This window comes from Streptomyces sp. TAA040 (assembly GCF_000424845.1).
Map to the genome: position 1 here is coordinate 34,189 of NZ_AUKR01000024.1, position 22,028 is coordinate 56,216.

The following is a 22,028-nucleotide window of genomic DNA, read 5'->3' on the forward strand; positions in this document are numbered from 1 at the left end:
TCGGTGGCGAGGGGCTGCGTGATGCTTTCGATGCCCGGTGCGGCGACGCGGGGCGCAGGGTCTGTGCCGCGAACGCGTCCAAGGGGCGCTGAGAGCGTGCCCTCGCCCCTCGGGGAGTCCCAGATGGAGGCGGGTAGGCGATCAGAGCGGAACGATCCAGCCGTCGATGAGGGAGTTGGCGGACGCCGTGGGTCTGTCGAGCACTTCGACGGTCGCGTATCACCTGAAACGGATTCGGGAGCGTGGCCTGCCGGTAGAGACCCGGGGCAGAGCGACAGGCCGGTGACCGCCTTGCGCCGGACCGACCATGCAAGGGCCATCTCATCAGTCTGGTCGCGTGCCGGGGGAATAAAAGGGAAGCCGTGTCGATTCTCGCCCTGCAGTGATCGTGCTGGAGCGGGGAGGAGCGCATGGGCGACCTGAAGGTCTTCCGGGTCAGAGGTGACCGGGCGACGGAGATACCGGGGGCCTCGGTGGCCGTAGAGCGGTATCTGCAGTCGCTGATCGAGGCCAACATGGAGGCGATGCTCGGCATTCGTTTCCTGGCCTCGGAGTACCGGACGGGTCGGCGCCACCGGGGTCGGGTGGACTCGCTCGGGCTGGACGAGAGCGGCACTCCGGTGGTCATCGAGTACAAGCGGTCGCGGGATCAGAACGTAATCAACCAGGCGCTCTCCTACCTGGTGTGGCTGCGGGACCACCACCATGAGTTCGAGCGGCTCGTCGCAGACCGGCTCGGTGCGGAGGCGGCCGGGGCGGTGGATTGGAGCAACCCGCGAGTGGTGTGTGTGGCCGGGGAGTTCACGTACCACGACACGGTGGCGGTGGAGGAGATCGGTCGTCGGATCGACTTGGTCTCCTACCGGATCTTCGACGACGTGCTCACGCTGCAGCTGATCGCCTCGGTCGCAGGATCCGGATGGCCTTCCTCGCGCGCCAATGCACCGATCGCTTCGAGCAAGGCGGAGCCGGTGCCGGAGGTGAGCGTGCAGCAGCAGCGGCTGGAGGGTGCTCCGGCGAAGGTGAAGGAGTTGTTCGGCGCGGTCGATGAGCGTCTGCTGTTGCCAGAGGGGGCGTGGATGGAGCCGCAGCAGCACTACCTGACCTACCGGCGGTTGCAGAAGTTCGCCTCCTTGCGGGTGCTGCCGCGCAAGGAGGTCGTGGCGATGAACCTGAAGCTGGATCCGGCGACCGTGGAGCTGGAGGAGGGCTTCACTCGCGACGTGACCAAGATTGGCTGCCTCGGCATCTCGGGCGTCGAGGTGAGCCTGTGCTCACGGGCCGATCTGGAGCGGGCCGAGCACTTGATCCAGCGGAGCATCGCGGCCTCCTGACCATGCCGCAATGAGGTGCGGTCGCAGGCCGGTATCGGCTCTGCGACCGCACCTTCGCACGTTCTGTCTTCCTCCCCGTTCTCTCGGCCGGGGATCACTCCTCGGGTCCGGCGAGGCCAAAGTCGTCCTGGGTCAGCTCGTCGGCCATGCGCTGCTCGGCGATGTCTGCGTAATGGTCGGACAGTTCGATACCGACGAACTGCCGGCCTTCTCGCAGGGCAGCGACTCCGGTCGAGCCGGATCCGGTGAAGGGGTCCAGGACGGTGCCGGCGGCAGGGCAGATCTTCACCAGCTCCTGCATCACCTCGACCGGCTTCTGCGTGATGTGCACCCGTCCCTTGCGGGGCTGGCTGGCCTGATAGAGGCCGGGGAGGTAGACGGGGTTGCGGTTGGCGTCGACCGGCCCCTTGGTGCCCCAGACGATGTACTCGCAGGACTGCTTGAGCCGTCCCTTCTGCGGGCGGGAGACCGGCTTGTGCCACGAGGCGATCCCCCGCCACGTCCACCCTGCGGCCTGAAGGGCATCGGTGGTGGTGGGCAGTTGGCGCCAGTCGGTGAAGACCAGCGCGGCGCCGGACTCGACGGTTGCCCGGTATGCCTCGGTCAGCAACAGCGACAGCCAGTACCCGTAACTGCGCTGGTCGCGGTTCTCGCCCGGGAAGTCGGCGAGCTGGTGCTCGGCGTCCACGGTGGTGTACTTCGCCTTCGCGGTGCGACCGGTGCGCTCAGAGCTGGTGCGTCCGCCGGAGTTGTAGGGCGGGTCGGTGATCAGGGCGTCGACGCTGGCGTCGGGGACGTCGGACAGCGCGCTCAGCGCGTCGCCTCGATGCAGGGTGTAAGGCATAACGGGGTTCTCTCTCAGGAAGTGGTGCACGCACGCCCGGCCCGGCAGGGGGCGGGTGCGCGGCAGGGGAATGCCCGGCGAATTGCCACGGGCGCTTCTGGGGGCTGGGTCCGATGCGCGCTGAAGAGTAGTGCGGGATTCCGGCCGCACCAAGCCAGAAGCGGTGCCCGTATCGCCGCCTGGAGCGGCTTGTTTGGTGCGGCCGGAATTCGTCTCTACAGTCTCGGCAGGCTCATCGGGAACGGCCCGTTTCCGCTCTCGTTGAGCTGTGCTGATGCGTGTTGCGCCGTCCAACGGGCGGGTCGATTCAGCACGCTGTCGAACGTCTCCTGACCGGAGAAAGGCGTCTGCGGAATGTGGTGCGTGAGATTACCAGCGCGGCTTGCTGCCGCTCTTCACTGAAGCGGCCCGGAGGCCAGGGTGGGCCTACCCCGGCCTCCGGACCCGCCGCCCCCAGCAAGAAGATTTCGGATTCTTGACCGGCGCAGTGCCGGTGGCCTTTCAACGAGAGCACCCGCACCACGCCACCTACACACAAGGAGTTGCCCATGCGGCACCCACTGAAATGCCCGGCACCACGACCGGACGGTCGGCTCGCGCCCCATCGGGCCGGTCCGCGCTCGTGAACAAGACCCTGGTGACCGTTGGCGCGGTCGTGACCGCGCCGATGCTGCTGATCGCTCCTCTGGCGATGGCGATGGCCGGTGCGCACGGCGCTCAAACGGCCTGTAAAAGACGCCGGAGGCGCTGACGTTGACGCTGCGGCGGTCAGCAAGCAGGTCCGCTCGATCCTCGACGGCGGCAAGGCCGGCCCGGTCGACGTGGCCGGGCTCGATGCACCCAAGGAGCAGGTCCCGAGCGCCAAGACGATCCAGGCCACCGGCGTCGCGCTCAAGGTCCCGCCCCGAGGACAGGTGGTCGCGCTGGCCACAGCCCTACAGGAGTCGGGTCTGCGGAACCTCAGCTACGGCGACCGGGACAGCCTCGGCCTCTTCCAACAACGGCCGAGCCAAGGCTGGGGGACCGCCCAACAGGTCCGCGATCCCGTGCATGCCTCGACCTCCTTCTACACACACCTGAAGAAGGTCTCGGGCTGGCAGTCCATGACCGTCGCCCAGGCCGCCCAAGCGGTCCAGGCAAGTGGATTCCCCGATGCGTACGCGAAGTGGGAGCCGCTGGCCGCCGCGCTGCAGAAGGCCCTCGCCGAAACCCTCAAGGGCGAAGGCGGTTCGAGCAACGGCACGGACAAGGGCGACAAGGCCGATGGCTCTGCCGGAGGCGAGTGCGGCGACGAGGATGGCTCGTCGTTCGGTCCGATTCCGAAGGGGTCCGTCCCAGAGGGCTACGAGATCCCGGCGTCCGCGCCCAAGCCGGTTCGTGAGGCGATCCGGTGGGGCCTGGGTCAGCTCGGGACGCCGTACCAGTGGGGCGGGTCGTGCACGGACGCGCACGGCGAGGACCCGATGGGCCGGTGCGACTGCTCCTCGCTGATGCAGGCGTCCTACAAGGCCGGCGGTATCAAGCTCTCCCGTACCACGTACACGCAGGTGAAGGAGGGCGAAGCGGTCAGCCCAAAGCGGGTGAAGGCCGGGGATCTGCTCTTCACTCGCGGCACGGCCGCCCGCCCGGAGCATGTCGGCATGTACATCGGGCATGGCCTGATCCTCCAGGCGCCGCGCACTGGTGACGTCACCAAGATCACCCGGCTTGCCGACTGGCGTCCCTCGATCCTCGCCGCACGTCGCATCGCCTGACGCGCTCTCCCCCTCCCTCATTTCCCTCTCGCACGACCTCCGGGCTTTCGCATGCCTGGAGGTGAACAGGAGTTCCCTTGAAATTCGCGCAGCATCTCCAGCACCTGGCCTACGACCCCGGCATCTCGCCCCAGGGCGGCGGCCTGCCGGGCATCGACGTGCTGAAGAAGGTGGTCGGTTCGATCAACCTCTTCGGGATCATCGCCACGGTCGGAGCCCTGGCTCTCTCAGCGGTGATCTGGGCCTGGGGCCACCACAGCGGAGGTCACCAGGCCGAGCAGAATGGCAAGAAGGGCACCACCATCGCGGCCGGCGTCGCCTTGCTCCTTGGCGCGGCGAACGGGATCGTCGCCTTCTTCTCCGCGATGGGAACGCAGGTCCGCTGATGCCCACGCTGAAGAAGCGATCCGCCTCCTCTCAGGACTCCTCCGTCGCGCCCTCGTCTGTGCTCCGGCGCTCGGCGATGATCGGGACCATCCTGGCGGCGCTGCTGGCCGCCACAGGTCTCCTCGCCTACCTGACCCGGTCCGAGGCTCCGCAACCGCGAGCGGACGCCCCCTCAAAGCCCACCGCTTCTCCGCACTCCACCGCGCCGCGGCCGGGCACGGACGAGGCCGTCGTCGCGCCGCCGCACACGGGCGATCCGGTGACGTTCGCGAAGGCCGCAACCAAGGCGCTGTGGACGTATGACACCCAGCGCTTCAGCCGGACCGAACACCTGGCCGGGCTCAAGCGGTGGATGACCGGCGAGAAGAAGTACGCCGAGTGGAAGTCTGTGACCGGCGAAGTGCCCGGCAAGGCGCTGTGGTCGCGGATGCACGACAACCACCAGCACGCCACCGCCAAGGTGAACGAGGGCCACTTCCCCCAAGCGTTCAAGACCGCCATGTCCCAGGACCCCGGCGGCATCACGCAGGCATACGTCTACGCCGTCACCGTCACCGGCAAGCAGTCCCTGGCCTGGAAGGGCTCGGGCGCCGGAGCCGAACCCCGCTCGACCACGCTCGCCGTCCAGTGCCGTCCCGATCACGACTGCGCCTTGTCCGGCGTGCTGCCGGAGGTCGCCCCATGAGCCGTGCTGCGACGATGAAGGAGGTGTCCGATGGGTGCCTGTGACCTTCCGCTGATGAATTCGGTGTGCGGCGCCGTGGGCGGTGTGGCCGGGGAGACCGGTGAGGCGATCACGGACGGCATCGGTGCGTGGATCGCCAAGTCCATGGGCGAGGTCGCCCAGTCTGCCGCCGACCTGGCGTCCCGGGCGGTGAACGAGACCACCGCAGTCGACCTGAACGCCGAGTGGTTCCGGCACAACTACGAGCTGATCCTGCCCATCGGGCTCGTGCTCACCGTGGGGACGTTCTGTCTCCAGCTCACCCGCGCCGCTTGGCGCCGGGACGAGCGGGCGCTGGCGCAGGCGGCGTTCGGGACGATGATCGGCGTCTTCTTCGCCTTCGCCGCCATCGCCTGCACCACCGTCGCGCTCACCGTGGTCGACGCCCTGTCCGCCGGACTGTTCAAGGCGGCGAACTCCTCGGTCGACGATGCGATCCGCCGCGTGATCAAGGTGAACGAGTTGGGGGCGATGTACGGCCTGGGCTGGGGCGTGCCCGCGATCGTCGCCCTCGGCTGCGCGGTCGGCGCGTTCTTGTACTGGGCCGTGATGGTCGCCCGCAAGGTCGGCATCCTGGTGCTCGTCACGCTCGCGGTCTTCGCAGGCGCGGGCGGGGGCTGGGAGGTCGCCAAGCGCTGGCGCAGGGGCTGGATCGAGGCCACCTCCACGCTCATCGTCAGCAAGCTGTTGATGACGATCGTCTTCCTTCTCGGCGTCTCCGCGATGGGCGAGCCCGACTCCGACGGCGGCATGGCGGCCCTCTCGGACGCCATGTCGGGCCTGGTCATCATGGTCCTCGTCCTGCTGTGCCCGTACGCAACCTACAAGTTCGTGCACTGGGCGGCCGACGGCGGCGGTCACGATGACCTGCATCGCACCGGGGTTGCCGGAGTCGGTACGGCTGCCGGGGCGGCGAAGAGCGCGGGCCAGTTGGCGATGCAGGCCAAGACCGGCGGCATGGCGCCGCAGGGGCCTTCGAAGGTCCCGGGCCAGGGTGCCGGCGGTGTCGCCTCGGGCATCGACCCGAGCGGCGGTGCCGGCGACGGCCAGGGAAAGCCGAAGCAGACCAACTTCCGCTTCGGCGAGGACCCGGGCGCCTCCGGTGACAAGGGCCGCGCGCTCATCCGCCACCCTCAGACCGACGGCGACCAGGGCCAGCCCCTCATCCGGCGCCCAGGTCAGGAATCCGGTGCACGCTCCAGCAATGGTGGCCAGGGCTCCTCCCACCGGTCGACGGGGAGTATGCGCCAGCCGTCTTCGGCGAGCGGACCACCGCAATCGAGCGGTCCGCCTCCGCAGGGCGGTGCCACGCCGCAGCGGTGGGTCTACCCCGGCCCGCCCGGTGATTCGGGCTCCTAGAGCCCTCGCCTGACGGGGGCGGGACCGGCCCACCCGGCTGCTCGCCCCCGTCCCCACTCTCTCTCCATCCTCTGCTTTCAAGGACGGCTCTGCCATGTTCTCCGAGACCTCTTCTTCCGACGGTCCGGCCACCGTGAAGTTCCCCCACCGCACCCGCCGGGGCGTGTTGATGGGCCTGTCCGTACCGCAGGTGCTCGGCGTCGCGACCACCGGTCTGCTACTGCTCACGGTGCTCCTCACCTCCGGCGTCCTCGGCGCGCTGAAGCTCATGCCGCTGTGGGCCCTGCTGCTGGCGGGCGTCTTCGTACGGCACCGTGGACGCTCGTTGGCCGACTGGGCACCTATCGCCCTCCGGTACGCACTGCGCCGTGCGAACGGCCAGCTGGTGTGGCTGACCCGGCCCACCACCCGGCCCCGCCGGGAGGGTCTGCTGCACCTGCCCGGTACGGCCGCCTCGCTCCGCGTCGCCACGGCGCCGAACGGGCACTTCGGCGCGGTCCACGATCCGCACGCGGGCACGCTGACCGCGGTGGTCCGTGTCTCGGCCCGCGCGTTCGCGCTGCTGGACCCGGCCGCCCAGTCTGCCAACGTGACCGGCTGGGGCCGCACGCTTGCCGCGCTCGCCCGCACCGGGCACGTCGCCCGCGTCCAGGTACTGGAGCGCACCGTCCCCGACAGCGGGGACGCGCTCAACCGGTACTGGGCCGAGCACGGCGCCGCTGACACCCCGCTGGCCGGGGCCGTCTACCGGGACCTGCTGGAGGCCGCCGGACCGGCCGCCGCGCCGCACGAGGCGTACGTCGCCCTGGCTCTCGATATGAAGGCCGCCCGACGGTTGATCAATCAAGGCGGGGGCGGGCTCACCGGCGCCTTCACCGTGCTGGCACAGCTCACCTCCACCTTCGACCAGTCCGCCCGCAACGCCAGTCTCGCCCCGGGCGGCTGGCTGTCCGCCAACGAGGTCGCAGCGGTGATCCGGACCTCCTACGACCCCGCCTCCTCCGCCGCGCTCGACCAGTGGTCCCAGACCGGACGCCCGCAGGCCGACCCCGCCGCCGCCGGACCCGTGGTCCTGGTGGAGAAGGCCGAACGCGTCCAGACCGACACCGCGCACCACGCGACGTACTGGATCGAGAACTGGCCCCGCACCGAAACCTCGCCAGGCTTCTTGCACCAGCTCCTGTTCACCTCCGGGGTACGCCGTACCCTCTCGATCACCTACACCCCCAAGGGGCTGGACTCCGCACTCAAGGACGTGCAGCGCAAGAAGGCCAGCGTGATCGCGGACGCCGCCGAGCGGGCCCGCAAGGGCCAGGTCGACTCGGAAGTCGACGCCATCGAGTACGCCGACGTCAAGGAACGCGAACGCCAGCTCATCGCCGGACACGCCGACGTGGCCGTCACCGGGCTCCTCACCGTCAGTGCCGAGTCCGAGGACGACCTCAACTCCGCCTGCGCCGCGATTGAGACCGCCGCCGTGTCGACCATGACCGACCTGCGCCGACTGACCTGGCAGCAGGCCGAAGCCTTCACCCGTTCGGCCCTCCCTCTCGCCCTCGCGGCATAGCCAGCACTGTCGGCCACCCTCGTTCCGCGCTCAACCGAAGGCCCCTCCCCATGCCGACCGACCCCCTGCCCGGCCTGGCTTCGGACTTCGTGCCGTTCGCCACCGCCGCGCTCGACTTCCACCGGGCGATCAACCTCCCCGATGCCCCCATCGCCGCCTCCCGAGCCGAACTGGACTCGCTGCACGCCCACCTGGTCGCCCTCTACGGGCTCCTCGACGCGCACACCAGCAGCACCTCCCCCGTGGCCGGCGTCGAAAGTGACCACCTGCGCGCATGCCGGATCCGGCTGTGGCAGGCCGCCGACCACCTCCACGCCGCCTTCCACACAGCACCCCACCCGGGCGCCGGACGCGTACCTGCCCGCGAGGCGTGCCAGGCCCGGCTCCCCGAGGGTGCGCCCGAACTCACGGTGTGCCAGCGCCATCTGGCCGCCTCAGCGCGAGTGCGCCGGGATCACACGCCCACCGATCTGCGCGACCCCTTCACCGGCCTCACCCGCCACTGACCACCAGGAGCACCACCGAGCATGCCCCTCTCGATACGCCCGCGCGTCACCGCGAGCCCGCTGTTCGTCCCCGCCAAGAGCGACCGCGCTACCTCGCGTGCCGCGCGGGCTCATCTGGCCACCGCCCGCGACCAGGCCCGGGACGCCAACCGCCCCGAGGCCCGCGCCGCCGCCTCCGGTCTCGACCCCGAGCTGCGGGCCACCTACCCGGCGGCTGGACGCCCCGGCCGGGCCTCCGCCCGCTGCGGCAGCCTGAAACTCCCCGCCCACCGCATGACAACCGCGACGGCCTCGGGCGCCTACCCGTTCCTGGCCGAAGGCGGCCTCGGTGCCCAAGGCATGTACATCGGGCGCGACGTCCACGCGGAGGCGGCGTTCTGCTACGACCCGTTCTCGCTCTACGGGCGCCTCGACGGGTTCACCAATCCGAATATCCTCCTCGCCGGGGTCATCGGGATGGGCAAGTCCGCCGTGGCCAAGTCCCTCGCGGTCCGCGCCGTGGCCTTCGGCTACAAGATCTACGTCCCCTGCGACCCGAAGGGTGAGTGGACCGTGGTCGCCCGGGAGCTGGGGGGCCAGACCATCGCGCTGGGTCCTGGGCTGCCCGGTCGTCTCAACCCGCTGGACGCCCCCGCGCGGCCGAGCGGGGTCAGCGAGGAGGACTGGCGCGGTGAGGTCCGCAAGCGGCGCCTGCTCCTCCTCGGATCGTTGGCGAAGACGGTGCTGCGTCGCGAGCTGCACCCGATGGAGCACACCGCGCTCGACGTCGCGCTCGACGAGGTCGTCGCGCACGCCGAGGCCGACGGCAACACTCCGCTGCTGGGGCAGATCGCGCACGTCCTCGGCTCACCGGAACAGCTCGACGCCGCACTCGGCGAACCCTCCGGCCGCCTCGGAGCCGGCGCAGAGGACCTCGCCCACGCCCTCCGCCGGATGGTCCACGGGGACCTGGCCGGGATGTTCGACGCGGAGTCGACCGTCGTCTTCGACCCGAGCGCTCCCATGCTGTCCATCGACCTCTCCCGCCTGGGAGGCGCGGGCGACGACACCGCGCTCGTGCTGGCCATGACCTGCGCGTCCGCGTGGATGGAGTCCGCCCTCGCCGACCCTGATGCCGGTCGGCGGTGGGTGATCTACGACGAAGCCTGGCGCGTCATGCGGCACGTCGCCCTGCTGGAGCGCATGCAGTCCCAGTGGAAGCTGAGCCGAGGGCTCGGCATCGCGAACCTCATGGTCATCCACCGCCTGTCCGACCTGCTCACCGCAGGCGACGCAGGCTCCCGGGGACGTGCCCTGGCCGAGGGCCTGCTCACCGACTGCTCCACCCGCATCATCTACCGCCAAGAAGCAGACCAACTCGCTGCCGCCTCCTCCCTGCTCGGGCTCACAGGCGTCGAGGCCCAGGCCGTCTCCGCCCTCACCAAGGGACGCGGCCTGTGGAAAGTCGCAGGCCGCTCCTTCATCACCCAGCATCTGCTCCACCCCCGCGAGCGCGAGTTGTTCGATACCGACGCCCGAATGAGCGGCTGACCAGCCACAACACCAAGGCGAGCGGCGTCGAATACCGGATTCGGCGCTGCCCGCCCGGGTCTTGCGAAGGGGCACACGATGCCCCTCGACCCAACGACCGGCGAGGCCCCCTCGCCGCGATCCCCGAGGCAGCCGAACGCGGGCGCAAGGCCCTGGAGGACTGGGATGCCGTCTCCGACAGCCTCTGCGAGGCCAACCACGGACCTCTGGATGAGCGGTACGACACCCGCCAGCACCAGCCCTCCACGGCCACCCCATGAACGCTGAGTTCCGGCACAGGTCAGAGATCGCGCAACGCCGAGGGCTGGCATTACGCGCTCACCTTCGCAGACAACGCCGACGTCCTGGTCGAGATCGAACAGGCAACCCGCGCGCGTGCAGGCGCCGGTCGCGGTCGGACGGCTCAGGCCGAGGCCGCTCGCGCCCGCTCCACCACCACAGCCGCACCCACCGTTTCACCGACCACGCCCGGCCCTTCGACGCCCGCGCCGTCCGTTCCCGAGAGGACGCACCGGCCGCGCTAGCGGAAATCTTCGGCACCGCCAAACCCAGCCTGCGAGCGCATCCTCACCACCCGTACGTCCCCGACTCTGCGAGGTGCAGCTCGTGGCGGAAACTCCGCACATTACCATCGGCCACCACCCCGATGCCGGCGTCGTGGCCGCCCCCTCTCACGCTCACCACGTCACCGACCACCTGCTGCGCAGGGTCGGCTTCGAGCCCCTCTCCGACAGCCGTCTCTATGGGCTGACGGAGCCTGGTCGCGATCCAGTACGCCGCACCCAACTGGCGGTCCAGTCACTGCGGGCCGCGCGCCGGGACGTCCATGCCGATGCCGCCTACGACCTCCACCCAGGTGAGCATCCGCTGCCGCCCGGCGGGCCGCGAAAGGAGGCGCCCCTCACGGCGGCCTCCGCCCAGCAGCGACGAGCCAACGCCGCGACCGCCGTCTCGCCCGCGCGCACGGGCACCACCGCCGCGCAGGTCGACCCGCCGGTCGAGAGCACACACCGCACCGCACCGGCTGTGGCGCGGCAGTCCACGCATCATCGCTAGGAGGAACGTTCCTGTGTCTCTGGAACTTGAGCCCGATGTGGCCTTCGGGGCCACCCCCGAGTTCGGTATCGCGGCTGCCGTCGCCGATGATCGGCCCTTCCTCGACGAGGTGCTGCGCAAGCACCATTTCGAGTACGACGCGAGGTTGGATGTGTATCTGCTGCCGGACGGAACCCCGCACCACACGGCAGTGCAGAACGTGGCCGCTGCCACGCGCGAGGTCCAAGAGGCGGGACTGTCGGTCGCCGCTGACCCCCGCGCCGTGGTCCCAGCGGACGGGAAGCCCGCATCCCGTCCTGGTCAGTCGCCGGTCGTGCTGGAGGACGAGGCTCACGAGTTGCGCGAGGCCGCTGGGATCTCGGAAGTCATCCGGGGCGCGATGGACGAGGGCATCGGCGCGGTCGAAGAGCTGGACGACCTCGTCGACACCGCCACGAAATGGTGCGACCGCCTCGACTCCGCCCAGGGCCGGGACATGGCCCTGCACCTGCGCAGTATGAAGCACCTGGTCACCTCCCTCAACGGCCACGTCATGAGCGCCGTGATGGAGCTGGAGGACATGAGCCGGGGCATTTTCAGGAACGCCCCCGCCACCTCCGACGTACCGCCTCGCGAAGGGCGCAAGGAGCTGCCAGAGCACCACGCGGCCCGCTACCGCGCAGCCACAGCCTCCTCGCCCCAGCGTCCCGGTCTCACCCGGCAGTCGGCGCTCCCACAGCCAGCTCCTCCGGCCCAGCCACCACCTGGCAACCGCCACACCCGCTGAACACACCCCGTTCGATCTGTAAGGAACCTGCTCCATGCCCGTGAAGACCATCTGGCCCATTGACCACGCCTGCGGCCACACCAGCGACGTCGACCTGTCCGAGCGCCCCGCCGACCGGCGTGCCGGCTACGCCCGCTGGCTCGCCTCCCGTGACTGCTCCGAGTGCTGGCGAGCCTCCAAGAACCAGGGCTCGGAGTCGAAGGCCGAGTGGCTGGCGAACAAGCGCGCCGAGGAAGCGGTCGAGGCCGAATCGTGGGCCGAGCAGTACCGGATGCCGCCGCTGGATGGCAGCGAGCGCGCGGTCGGCTGGGCATCCCGCTGCCGCCACCAGCTCGTGACCGCCGCCTTCACCGCGCTGGTCGCCGAAGGCGAGATGGACGAGAGCGAGTGGCAGGCCATTGAGCAGTCCGTACGGCCGCTGACCCGGGCCGGGTGGTGGATCGACAACCGCGAAGCCGAACCCACGGATCTGCCCGAGCTGCTGGAGGCCGCCAGCGAGGCCGACCGCCCCAGCGAGAACCCCCACTTTTAACCCCGGAGAGACCCGTGCCACTCGACCCCCGCGCGACGCGTACGCCCACCGATACGGAGGGCAAGCGCACCTACGGTCACCAAATCCTCCATCTCACCGACCGGCTGACCGGCGCCGAGACCTATGACCAGGCCGCCGAGGCAACCGAGCACGTGCTGGACGAAGCCGACGGCATGCTCGCACGGCTCGGCCAGTTCTTCGAGGCCGCCACCGAAGAAGCCCGGTCCTCCGGGGTCGACGAGGGCTTCGAGCTGGCCTGCCGGTTCGAGGACGCCGCCGCCACGCTCGCCGATCTCAGCGACGAGCTGCACGGGGCCAGCGTCCAGATGCGGGCGCTCGGACCGCCACCGGAGCCGCGCTGGCAGGCCCAGGTCGCCCACTACTACGCCACCGCCCCGCAACACCCCGGCCCTGCGCGCCCGACCTCCGCCGCGTCCGGGCCACCCGCTGCGCCGGTCCGTCCCGAGCACGCCGCGCAGCCGCGCCACCACCGCTAGGAGCCCTCTCCCGTGACCGCCTCCAGAGCCTCTCTGTTCCTCCGCGCCTTCCCCTCCGCTCCCGCACGTTCCTGGATCTCGTCTTGTCTGATGCGCGTACCAGGACGCCCTCGACCACCACCGGTACGGACGTCCTGCTCTATCTCCTGCTCGGCCTCGCCGCCCTTGGCATCGGCGGCGGCAGCCTGGCCTGGCTGTTCGGCAACCTCGCCAACTCGGTCTTCGGCACCGGCCCGTGGGCCCCGCTCGAACCGGTCCAGGCCCTCTTCCACCCCGAGGACCTGTGGCCCGATCTCGACCGGCCCGCCCTGCTCACTGGTTGCTACGCCATCCCCGCTGTGCTCCTGCTCACGGCCGCCGCCGGTGGCGCGAAGCTGTGGCTGCGCTTCCGTACCAACAAGCAGGGCCTCGCCGACCACCGCGATCTGGGTGACCTGTTGCCGAAGAAGGCCACCGTCAAGGCCACCGGCCTGCGCCCCAGCCTTACCGGCACCAAGCCGGCGGACATCGCCCCCGACGACCGTGGGGTGCTGCTCGGTTCGCTGAAGCCCGGCTCGGCGGAGGTCCGCTCCTCCTGGGAGGACGTCCTCCTGGCCATCATGGCGCCCCGTTCCGGCAAGACCTCCGGCCTGGCCATACCCGCGATACTCCGCGCACCCGGCGCGGTGCTGCTGACGTCCAACAAGGCGGCGAACGATGCCTTCACCGCGACGCTCGACGAGCGCGCCCGGACCGGGACGGTGTGGACGCTGGATCCGCAGCAGATCGCGCATGCCGAGCAGACCATGTGGTGGGACGTCCTCTCCGACGCCCACGACCTGACCGGCGCACGGCGCCTGGCGCAGCACTTCGTCACCGCCTCGATCGACGAATCCAGCGCCGGGGACTTCTGGTCGACGGCCGCCGCCAACACCCTCACCGCGCTCTTCCTCGCGGCAGCGCGGGGTGGACGGCCGGTGACCGAGGTGACCGCCTGGCTCGCCTCCCCTGCCGACCGCACCCCGATCGATCTGCTCACCGATGCCGGTCTCGACGCCGTCGCCGCCCAGCTGCAGGGCACCGTCGCCGGAGCCGTGGAGACGCGCGACGGCATCTTCGAGAACGCACGCCAGTACGCGAGCTGCCTGCTCGATCCGCGCATCGCCGCCTGGGTCACCCCACCCCAAGGCAGCTCGAAGCTGCGGGAGTTCAAGCCGGAGGATTTCTCCTCCAGCCGCGACACGCTCTATCTGCTCTCCAAGGATGGCGGCGGCAGCGCGTCGGCGATCATCGCAGCGGCTGCTGACGCGGTGATGCGGGCGGCCGTCATCCAGGCCGAACGCGACGGCGGACGCCTCGACCCGCCTCTCCTGAGCGTCTTGGACGAGGCCGCGAACGTGTGCAAGATCCAAGACCTGCCCGACCTCTACTCCCACCTGGGCTCTCGCGGGGTCATCCCGATCACGATCCTCCAGTCCTACCGGCAGGGCCAGCGGGTGTGGGGCGAGATCGGGATGGACGCCCTGTGGTCGGCGGCGACGATCAAGCTGATCGGCTCCGGCATCGATGACGCCGACTTCGCCGACAAGCTCTCCCGCCTCGCGGGCGACCACGACGTGCAGACCCTCTCGGTCTCCAACAGCGACTCCGGCCACTCCTCCTCGGTCTCCATGCGGCAAGAACGCGTGCTGCCGCCGGACAAGATCCGGGCCCTGCCCAAGGGCAGTGCGCTGTTGCTGGCGACCGGGGTGCGCCCGGCGCTGCTGGATCTCAAGCCCTGGTACCGCGAGGCGGACGCCGACCGCCTCGGTGCCGCCTCGAAGCAGGCCACCGCCGCCATCACTACGCGCGCGCTGGCCAAGGACCGGCCCGGCCGCGATCAGTACGGACCGGCCGCATGACCGCGTTCCCCCTCAGCAGCGCCCCGATGAGACGCACGGGCCCCGTCACGCCGCCCGTCCACCTGCTCTCCCCTCCCGTCGAGGTGCCCGATGACCGAACCCTCCTGGGACAACATCCGTCCTTCCGAGCAGCTGGCCGACACTCCCGCAGTCCGCCGGGACGGACGCTGGTGGCTGGTCGCCCCCAGCGGCGCCATCCCCCTCGACACGCCGACGCTGGCCCGTGAACTCGACTCCCTAGCAGCTGACTTGGACACCGCGAATCGGGCCGTAGCCCATCTCGGGCCCGACGAGTCCGAAGTGGGGCGGGGGTGACACCGCTGATGCAAGCGGAGCAGGCCGTCCTGGGCGCGGTGCTGCTGGAGCCGCGCCAGCTCGGTCGGCTGGCCGGATGGCTGCGTCCCGAGCACTTCTACCGGCCCGCGCACTCCGCGCTCTACGCCGCGATGCTCACACTCCGCACCGGCGATCACCCGACGACGAAACTCGCGCCCGACGCACAGGTCCCCCTTGCCTGGCTCAACGACATCCGCGAGGAGGCGAGTACACGTACACGTGGCGTCACCACCGCCTACGTCCACTCCCTGGCCGCTGCCTGTCCGCGCCCCGCGCACGCCCCGGTCTACGGACGGATGGTGCTGGAGGGCGCCATCCACCGCAGCGCCACCCAGCACGCCCACCGCCTGCACCAGGCCGCCCGCACCGACGCCGCCCGCGGCAACAGCGTGGACGAGACCCTGCACCGCGCGCGAGTTCTGCACGATGTACTCGCCGACCTCGGCCGACGCTGGGGCTTCGAACCCCGGCCCGTGGAACCCCACACCGCCGTCCCCGGACCGACAGCCACAGCTCCGGCGGGGCAGGTTGCCGAACGGGTGCTGGCCGCCGAGGAGTTCCTCCTCGGCGCGCTCACCGCCCACCCCGAGCAGCTCTCGCAGATGGCCGACCGGCTACATTCCGGCGACTTCGCCGACGCCGGCTACCGGCAGATCTACCGGGCCCTCGGAGCGCTGCGGCACCGTGGCGAGCCGGTGGACGAGCTGACGGTGCTCTGGGAATGCCAGCGCCGAGGCGCCCTCACCGACGGCTCCCTCGATGCCGAACGCGTGCGCCGGGTCTGCCACGTTCCCGTCGCGGGATCGGCCGACTACTTCGGCGAGCAGGTCCTCGACTCCTCGCTTCTGCGTACCGCCGCGACCTCCGCACGGCAGGTCCGCGCCCTGGCCGACGACACCTCCCTCGCGCCCGGCCAGCTCATCAGCCATGCCCTGCATGCCCTCGTCCCGCTCGACGAGGTCCGTCGTCGCCGGGCCGCCAGCGATGCCGGCCCGGAGTCAGAGGAGGCGACCGGGCAGCCGTCGGGTCTGCCGCCTCCGGCCCGTGCCGCCGCCGCACGGGCGCGGAGCACCGTGCCGCGCGCCGAGAACACGGCGCCTGCGAACGCGGCTGCGCCCTCTCCCACCCGCCCTGCCCGCCATTCCCGAAGGAGTTCTCCGTGACAGACGCATCCCAGCGCAACCAGTCCGAGCAGGCCCAGCTCGTGCTCGTGGCCGAAGGAATGGAACAGCTCCGCGCCGGCCTCACCGCGGCCGCCTCTCCCACAGATCAGCCGGACCTGATCGGGCCCTCCAAACAACTGACCTCCCTCACCGGTCTCGTGCGGGACCTGTCCGACGAAGTCCTCTTCCGCTCCGTCGAGGCGGTGCCCCGCGCAGACCATGGTCAGGTCGTGAGCGCTTACACCGACGCAGCCGGGCACGTGGGAGAGGCGGTGTCCCACTACATCGCCGCCTACTCCGAACTTGGCTATCAACACCGCTACGGAGGCCGCGTCGGTCCGGACCTGAATGACGCACGTAAGTATTCGTTCGCCTCCTTGCAAGACAGCCACCAGTGGGCCTGCGACCGCCTCGGCGACGGGGCCAAGCGCGCGCGGGCGGTCGCCAAGGACCTCGGCACCACTCCTCCTCTGGCCAGGGCCGCCCCCACTCGAACGACACAGCAAGTCATTGCCCACACTCGCGCACCAGCTTCCGCTCCCGCACCACCCCACTCCGCCCCCGCACAAGGAACGAGGCGAACGCCGCGACCCCGTCACTCTCCAGGCATCCGCACGCCATGAGAGAACCGCCAGCTCCCCGCCCCTTCCTCAACGCGCCCGCAGGAGTTGCTCCATGAACGACCACGACCATCAGGCGGAGACCGAGCGGCAGCACATGATGCGCCGGGCCGAAGAACTGAGCCGTAAGCGCGCCACGTTCCACCTTCCCCAGACCCTGAACGATCTTCCCGACCTGACCCGTGCCTCTACTCATCTGGCCGACCTCGCCTCCCTCGCGCAGGACCTCTCGGCGGCAGTGCACGTCCGCTCCGCGGACGGGCAGCCCGACCCCGGCCTCGACGCCGTCGTCGGCGCCTGGGCCAGGGCAGCCGGACACCTCAGCGAAGCCGTGGGTCATTACGGAGCCGCCTACCGTCAGCTCGGCTTCCTGCGCGCCCCCTCCCGCACCCGCGAACACGCGGCACTGCTCGATAGGCAGCATGGGGCGTTCACTCTCGCCCATCAGCACATCGCCGACACGTGCGACGGCCTCTCCTCCGCGCGCGCGTCCATGACGAACGGCGCCGCTTTCCTGAAGGACGCGGAAGCATCGTCCGTCTCCCGGGCAGCCCGCGCCCGGTCCGCGCAAGCCGACCACGCTCGCGACCAGGCGGGGGCCGAAGCGGAAGCACCTGCCGAGGCTCCTGCCCAGCAGCACTCGCATGTACCCGGGCCCGTACGTGGGCGATGACCCGGCGTCCGGCAACTCCGGGCTGCTGCTCGGGAGCCTGTGCTCCGGCTACGGTGGCCTGGACCTAGGCGTCCAGGCCGCCGTCGGCGGCACCCTCGCCTGGCACGCCGAGACCGACCCCGGCGCCGCCCGCGTCCTCGCCCGCCACTGGCCCCACGTGCCCAACCTCGGCGACATCACCACCACCAACTGGGTCGATGTGCCAAAGGTTTGCGTCCTGACCGCCGGATTCCCCTGTCAAAGACGTCTCGATCGCCGGACCCCGTACCGGCCTGCTGGAAGGAAACCGCTCCGGCCTATGGCACCACGTGGTGCACGCCATCGACGCCCTCGACCCCTGCCTGGTGGTGATCGAAAACGTACGAGGACTCCTCACCTCACCCGCCGCTACCGCTGGCGACCTGGAACCGTGCCCGTGGTGTCTGGGAGAGGGCACAGGACGGCCTGCTGTGCGGGCACTCGGTGCCGTACTCGGATCCCTGGCCGACCTCGGGCGTGATGCGCGCTGGTGCGTGCTACGCGCCTCCGACGTCGGCGCCCCGCACCGAAGGGAACGGCTCTTCCTGGTCGCCTGGCGACGAGAGTCCGTTGCTGAAGACGCCGACCAGCAACATCGCTTCCAACGGTGGCAGCCAGCACCCGGCGAAACGGAAGGAAGGGGGGCACGGCCCGAACCTCGCGGACGAGGTCGAGTGGCTGCTGCCGGCCCCGAAGGCATCCGACGGCATCAAGGGCTCGCCCCGCCAGCGCCTCGGCAACGGCGACCTGACGCTCTCCTCGGCGGCAGCACAACTGAGCAGCCGAGCGACCGCAGCCCGTCTTCCGGCGGACCCGCCCCCACCCTCTTCGATCCCTCGGCGCTTTCGAAGAAGGCCCCCGGGAATGGGGGCGGTACAGCGACGCCATCACCCGATGGGAGAGCCTCACCCGACCGGCACCGCCTCCGACGGACGACGCGGGGCGCCTCTCGCCACGGTTCGTGGAATGGATGCAGGGCCTTGATGACGGCTGGGTGACCGCCACTCCAGGACTGGGGCGTCCCGCACAACTTACGGCGTTGGGCAACGGTGTTGTGCCGCATCAGGCCATCCAGGCGGTGCGGCTCCTCACGCCGCCCACGTCCATCTGCCGCCATCACCGGGGTGCCTGAGCCGCCCCTTCTACACCTGGTTTCCCGGCCGGGCCAAACCCTCGTTTCTCCGGATGCTCGACTCTCCAACACCCGAGCGACGAAGGGGATGTCGATGCCGGAGTCCGCCGAGGAGCACGAGCCGGTACGGATACCGGACCACAACCTGGACGATCTCGTCTCCACGGTCAGTGGCCTGGTCGCCGAGACCCGCAAGCAGGGCGAGACCCTCGCCCGTCTCGCCGACGAGCAGCCGTCGCCGGCGGCCGACGAGGCGGAAAGGCCCGGCCGGGGAGCCGCTACAACTCCCATCAGTGGGAGCGGCCCGGCCGAGGGGTCTTCCGTGTTCATCCTGGCGATGGCTGGCCAGGCGTACGCCGAGGAGCTGGCGGCGCTGAAGGTGTGGGTGGAGGATCTGCTTTTGCCGGTCTACGGGCGGGAGATCACCTCCACCCGCCCCTGGTGTCCGCAGTGGACCAAGCACCCCGAGGCCGTGGGCCGGCTGCACGCGCTGTGGCTGGCCTGGCAGCAGTTCACGGACACCGAGGCCGGGCTCGCCGGGCCGTCCCTGTGGCACCGCGACCACCTCGACCCCGGGCTGATGCAACTACGTGCGCCGGACGGCCCGTTCAGCGCGTGCACCACCAGTCCGTCCCGGCCCAACCACCGGCTACTGGCCTCCCCAGACCCGTCGGCGTACGAGGTGGCGGCATGACGGGCCCGGACTACCGCCTCGACGGCTTCGAGCCCGCCTCCGGCGCCGTCGTGGGCGATTTCCTGAGCGCGACGCAGGGGGACGACATGTACACGGAGCTGGCCGCGCACCACACCGCCGACGACAGCTACCTGCTGTTCTACGACCGTGCCGCGATCTGGGAAGACGTCCCCGGCTCGGCCGAGTACGTCGGTATACACATTCAGCGCGACTCTGCCGAGGGCACCTTCAGCTTCGAATACGCCCGGCAGCCGACCGTGCCGTTCACGCAGAACTGGCTTGGCAACCGTGGCTGCCCGCCCGAGGCGATCGAGCTGAAAGTGCCCGGCCCGCGCCCGGCCGATGCGATCACTTCCCAGGTGGAGGACCGGCTGCGCGCCAACCCCGGCGGCCGGTACACGCTGCTGGAGGACTACACGCACAACCCTGGCAATTTCCGGGAAGGCGTCGAGGTCAGCGCGCTCGTCCACGACACCCACCCCGGCTCGGCCGAGCGGCCCTACCGGCTCTTCCTGGAAGAGACGTCACCGTCCTTCGACACGTACACGGTGCGCGAGGGGGCGTTCAACAGCGCCGAGGCGGCCGGCGCGTGGCTGCGGGACCGGGACACACCGCTTCCCCTGGCCCCGGCGCCCGCGAGCGACACTGTCGACCGGCGTGCCACTGCCGCGCTCGCCCGAACGGCGACCGACGCCACGGCCAGCACACAGCCGCCCCTGCCGGGGATCACTGCGGTGCCCGGCACGGTTCATGCCCGTTCCAGGGGGCTCTCGTGAGCGCCCGCTACACCTTCGCCGCGCACCCCGAAGCTCTGGCCGATCTGCGCGATGTGCCGGAGAAGATCCGGGACCTGGCGCTGCTCGAACTCCAGCACCTGGTGCACGGCAACGAGCGCGGCGCCGCGCTCCAGCGGGAGCTGGCGGGCTGCCACAAGGTCTACGTCGACCCGCAGACCCGGTGGCGGATGGTCATCCAGTACCGCGACGCCCCGGCCTCCTCGCAGCACAAACGGGAGATCTACCTGCTGTCCGTCGGCGAACGGCAGGACCACGCCGCCTACAACGCCGCAGCGCGGCGTCTGGCGCGCGAGCACCAGCACACGGATTCCGGCCCGCATGCCCGACGGGCCCACGCCGCCCGCGCCCGATCCGCCCACACTCTCGGCGGCTGGACCGAACCTGCCGCACCGGCACCGGATTCCTCAGCTCCGCAGCAGCGTCCGCGGCGCATACGCTGACCAACTTCGTTGAAAGGGTATGTCTTTCATGTCCGACGAGCCAGAGGACGAGCGCGGGCGGGAGTACCGGGTCACTCCGCGCTACCTCGCCGGGTCTCCTGGCGACGGTGATGCGGGGTTCGCTCCCGTCACCCACTGGCCGCACCACTCCTTCGACGACGGCCCGTGCCAGCTGATGGTCACCAGCCCGGACCACAGGATCAAGATCAGGTGGTTCGGGGACGACTTCGACCTGTGGAAGATCACCGCTTCCGAGGACGCCACCTCCCCGCCCAAGTGGCAGGCCACCTTCAATCACACTGTTCCGCCGGAGGTCGTCGCGGGTCTCACCTCGGCTCTCGCCCACGACTGGGATCCCGACAGCGACCGCTTCCTCGCCGAGCCCTCGATGTACTGGGCCGACGAGGTCCACCCCCTCCTCGATGCCGGCTGGGAGGACCGTTTCGAGCCCCGGCACGCAACGGTGGACATCACCTCCCCCGACCGGCGGGCCGGAGCCTGGATCGACACCCGCAGTTACGGCCCTGACGACGAGACGGTGGTGCTGTGGTCGGGGCCTCCGGGATGGGCCACCCGCGCGGAGGCGACCTTCACCTCCGACACCCCGGACCACCTGATCGCCGCCACCGCCGCCGCGCTGAGCGACCCCGCACCCGTCGTGCGCGAGCGGCACATGATCCACCGGGACGTCGAGCACCTCGTCCGCCTGGAACCGGTCACCGCCCGCGCCCAGCCGCGTACGGGCGCTCCCACCCCGCTGGATGCCAAGCATGCGGCTGTCTCCGCCGCCCTCCACCGCGCCGCACACAGCGACCCCGGCGCCAGGCGTGCCCAGGCCGCGCGTATCCGCACGACGCACCCCCGGCCCCGGTCGAGCGCGGCAGCCGCCGCCCCGGGGGTCCGCGCCGACGCCTTCGCCGCCGCGCGTCCGGCTTCCCGCCCGCGGCGCTGAACTCACTTCGGAGAACACCATGCACGCCCCCACTCCCGACAGCACCCCCGCGAACCGGATCCACCACGCGTTGGTGTGCTCGCGCCGTTGTGGACCTCCTGGATGCTGGAGACCCTTCGCGAACGCGGGCCGCTGCGTGCCCCTCAGCTCAGGTCTGCCATGCCGTGGTTGAACACGGCCACGCTTCACCAGGTCCGCTGCGCATGCGCACAAGCGAACTGCTAGCCACATTTGAACGCGGCTGCTACGCGGCTTCGGCTCCGGGCCAGGACGCTCGCCCCGTCCACCGCGCCCTGACGCCTGGCACGCTCGGCACTTCGAGGTGGGCGCCACCGCCTGGAGGCGGCTCGACCGGGTCGAGGACTCGCTGGCCCGGCTGCGCGGCATGGGCACCGTCTACATGCTCACCACGCTGGAAGAGCACAGACCTCTGCAGCCGGGCGAGCTGCGCGAGGGCACGGGGCTGG

The 22,028-nt window shown here is 70.5% G+C and carries 23 protein-coding genes and 2 pseudogenes; 24 read left to right on the forward strand and 1 reads right to left on the reverse strand.

Going from position 1 to position 22,028, the window contains the following annotated elements; translation table 11 throughout:
• Nucleotides 1–166 precede the first annotated feature (166 nt).
• Nucleotides 167–286 carry a LexA family protein gene (locus tag H300_RS30475; RefSeq protein ID WP_078516125.1) on the forward strand — a complete coding sequence of 40 codons (120 nt, stop codon included), beginning with the start codon at nt 167–169 and terminating at the stop codon, nt 284–286.
• Nucleotides 287–410: 124 nt separating this feature from the next.
• Nucleotides 411–1,334, forward strand: coding sequence for a transporter (locus H300_RS0118510; protein ID WP_028428613.1), 924 nt, complete (start codon nt 411–413; stop codon nt 1,332–1,334).
• Nucleotides 1,335–1,428: 94 nt separating this feature from the next.
• On the opposite strand, the gene H300_RS0118515 is transcribed toward H300_RS0118510, so the two are convergent.
• Nucleotides 1,429–2,178 carry a DNA-methyltransferase gene (locus H300_RS0118515; RefSeq protein ID WP_028428614.1) on the reverse strand — a complete coding sequence of 250 codons (750 nt, stop codon included), beginning with the start codon at nt 2,176–2,178 and terminating at the stop codon, nt 1,429–1,431.
• 667 nt (nt 2,179–2,845) lie between these two features.
• On the opposite strand from H300_RS0118515, the pseudogene H300_RS27740 reads away from it, so the two are divergent.
• The 22 genes and pseudogenes from H300_RS27740 to H300_RS0118625 all read left to right on the forward strand — a co-directional run bounded on the left by H300_RS27740 (nt 2,846) and on the right by H300_RS0118625 (nt 21,561).
• A pseudogene (locus H300_RS27740) lies at nt 2,846–3,932 on the forward strand (C40 family peptidase).
• Between the two features lie 77 nt (nt 3,933–4,009).
• Nucleotides 4,010–4,318, forward strand: a complete 309-nt coding sequence (locus H300_RS0118525; RefSeq protein WP_028428615.1) for a DUF6112 family protein — start codon at nt 4,010–4,012, stop codon at nt 4,316–4,318.
• Nucleotides 4,318–5,004, forward strand: a complete 687-nt coding sequence (locus H300_RS0118530; protein WP_028428616.1) for a hypothetical protein — start codon at nt 4,318–4,320, stop codon at nt 5,002–5,004. The genes H300_RS0118525 and H300_RS0118530 overlap by 1 nt, the downstream gene beginning before the upstream one ends.
• A gap of 30 nt (nt 5,005–5,034) precedes the next feature.
• Complete coding sequence (locus tag H300_RS0118535; RefSeq protein ID WP_028428617.1) at nt 5,035–6,402, forward strand: SCO6881 family protein; 1,368 nt, start codon at nt 5,035–5,037, stop codon at nt 6,400–6,402.
• 94 nt (nt 6,403–6,496) lie between these two features.
• On the forward strand, nt 6,497–7,969 hold the full coding sequence (locus H300_RS0118540) for an SCO6880 family protein (RefSeq protein WP_028428618.1): 1,473 nt from the start codon (nt 6,497–6,499) through the stop codon (nt 7,967–7,969).
• 50 nt (nt 7,970–8,019) lie between these two features.
• Entirely contained in the window at nt 8,020–8,475 is a 456-nt protein-coding gene (locus H300_RS0118545; protein ID WP_028428619.1) for a DUF6238 family protein, read from the forward strand.
• Between the two features lie 21 nt (nt 8,476–8,496).
• Entirely contained in the window at nt 8,497–10,005 is a 1,509-nt protein-coding gene (locus tag H300_RS0118550; RefSeq protein WP_028428620.1) for an ATP-binding protein, read from the forward strand.
• A 606-nt stretch (nt 10,006–10,611) separates the two neighbouring features.
• Nucleotides 10,612–11,061 (forward strand): hypothetical protein, encoded by a 450-nt coding sequence (locus tag H300_RS29415; protein ID WP_051270183.1) that lies wholly within the window; start codon nt 10,612–10,614, stop codon nt 11,059–11,061.
• 13 nt (nt 11,062–11,074) lie between these two features.
• Nucleotides 11,075–11,827 carry a hypothetical protein gene (locus tag H300_RS0118560; protein WP_028428621.1) on the forward strand — a complete coding sequence of 251 codons (753 nt, stop codon included), beginning with the start codon at nt 11,075–11,077 and terminating at the stop codon, nt 11,825–11,827.
• Between the two features lie 34 nt (nt 11,828–11,861).
• Entirely contained in the window at nt 11,862–12,359 is a 498-nt protein-coding gene (locus H300_RS0118565; protein WP_028428622.1) for a hypothetical protein, read from the forward strand.
• Nucleotides 12,360–12,373: 14 nt separating this feature from the next.
• Nucleotides 12,374–12,856 (forward strand): hypothetical protein, encoded by a 483-nt coding sequence (locus H300_RS27750; protein WP_051270184.1) that lies wholly within the window; start codon nt 12,374–12,376, stop codon nt 12,854–12,856.
• 83 nt (nt 12,857–12,939) lie between these two features.
• Nucleotides 12,940–14,736, forward strand: coding sequence for a TraM recognition domain-containing protein (locus H300_RS0118575; RefSeq protein WP_028428623.1), 1,797 nt, complete (start codon nt 12,940–12,942; stop codon nt 14,734–14,736).
• A 90-nt stretch (nt 14,737–14,826) separates the two neighbouring features.
• Nucleotides 14,827–15,051, forward strand: a complete 225-nt coding sequence (locus H300_RS0118580) for a hypothetical protein (protein WP_028428624.1) — start codon at nt 14,827–14,829, stop codon at nt 15,049–15,051.
• On the forward strand, nt 15,048–16,235 hold the full coding sequence (locus tag H300_RS0118585; protein ID WP_028428625.1) for a DnaB-like helicase N-terminal domain-containing protein: 1,188 nt from the start codon (nt 15,048–15,050) through the stop codon (nt 16,233–16,235). Before H300_RS0118580 ends, H300_RS0118585 begins: the two co-directional genes overlap by 4 nt.
• On the forward strand, nt 16,232–16,858 hold the full coding sequence (locus H300_RS31575) for a hypothetical protein (protein WP_158678390.1): 627 nt from the start codon (nt 16,232–16,234) through the stop codon (nt 16,856–16,858). The genes H300_RS0118585 and H300_RS31575 overlap by 4 nt, the downstream gene beginning before the upstream one ends.
• Nucleotides 16,859–16,910: 52 nt before the next feature.
• Nucleotides 16,911–17,528, forward strand: coding sequence for a hypothetical protein (locus H300_RS0118590; protein WP_028428626.1), 618 nt, complete (start codon nt 16,911–16,913; stop codon nt 17,526–17,528).
• Nucleotides 17,500–17,706: pseudogene (locus tag H300_RS32565) on the forward strand (hypothetical protein); the annotation flags it as partial. The gene H300_RS0118590 and the pseudogene H300_RS32565, both read left to right, overlap by 29 nt.
• Before the next feature lie 97 nt (nt 17,707–17,803).
• Entirely contained in the window at nt 17,804–18,544 is a 741-nt protein-coding gene (locus H300_RS32570; protein WP_486583939.1) for a DNA cytosine methyltransferase, read from the forward strand.
• Nucleotides 18,545–18,766: 222 nt separating this feature from the next.
• Nucleotides 18,767–19,372: a DUF4913 domain-containing protein gene (locus tag H300_RS0118610; RefSeq protein ID WP_037980953.1), complete on the forward strand. Its 606-nt coding sequence runs from the start codon at nt 18,767–18,769 to the stop codon at nt 19,370–19,372.
• Nucleotides 19,369–20,148 (forward strand): hypothetical protein, encoded by a 780-nt coding sequence (locus tag H300_RS0118615; RefSeq protein ID WP_028428629.1) that lies wholly within the window; start codon nt 19,369–19,371, stop codon nt 20,146–20,148. The genes H300_RS0118610 and H300_RS0118615 overlap by 4 nt, the downstream gene beginning before the upstream one ends.
• A complete protein-coding gene (locus H300_RS0118620) occupies nt 20,145–20,609 on the forward strand; it encodes a hypothetical protein (RefSeq protein WP_028428630.1) in 465 nt (154 codons plus the stop codon). The genes H300_RS0118615 and H300_RS0118620 overlap by 4 nt, the downstream gene beginning before the upstream one ends.
• Before the next feature lie 28 nt (nt 20,610–20,637).
• Complete coding sequence (locus H300_RS0118625; RefSeq protein ID WP_028428631.1) at nt 20,638–21,561, forward strand: SPDY domain-containing protein; 924 nt, start codon at nt 20,638–20,640, stop codon at nt 21,559–21,561.
• Nucleotides 21,562–22,028: the final 467 nt, after the last annotated feature.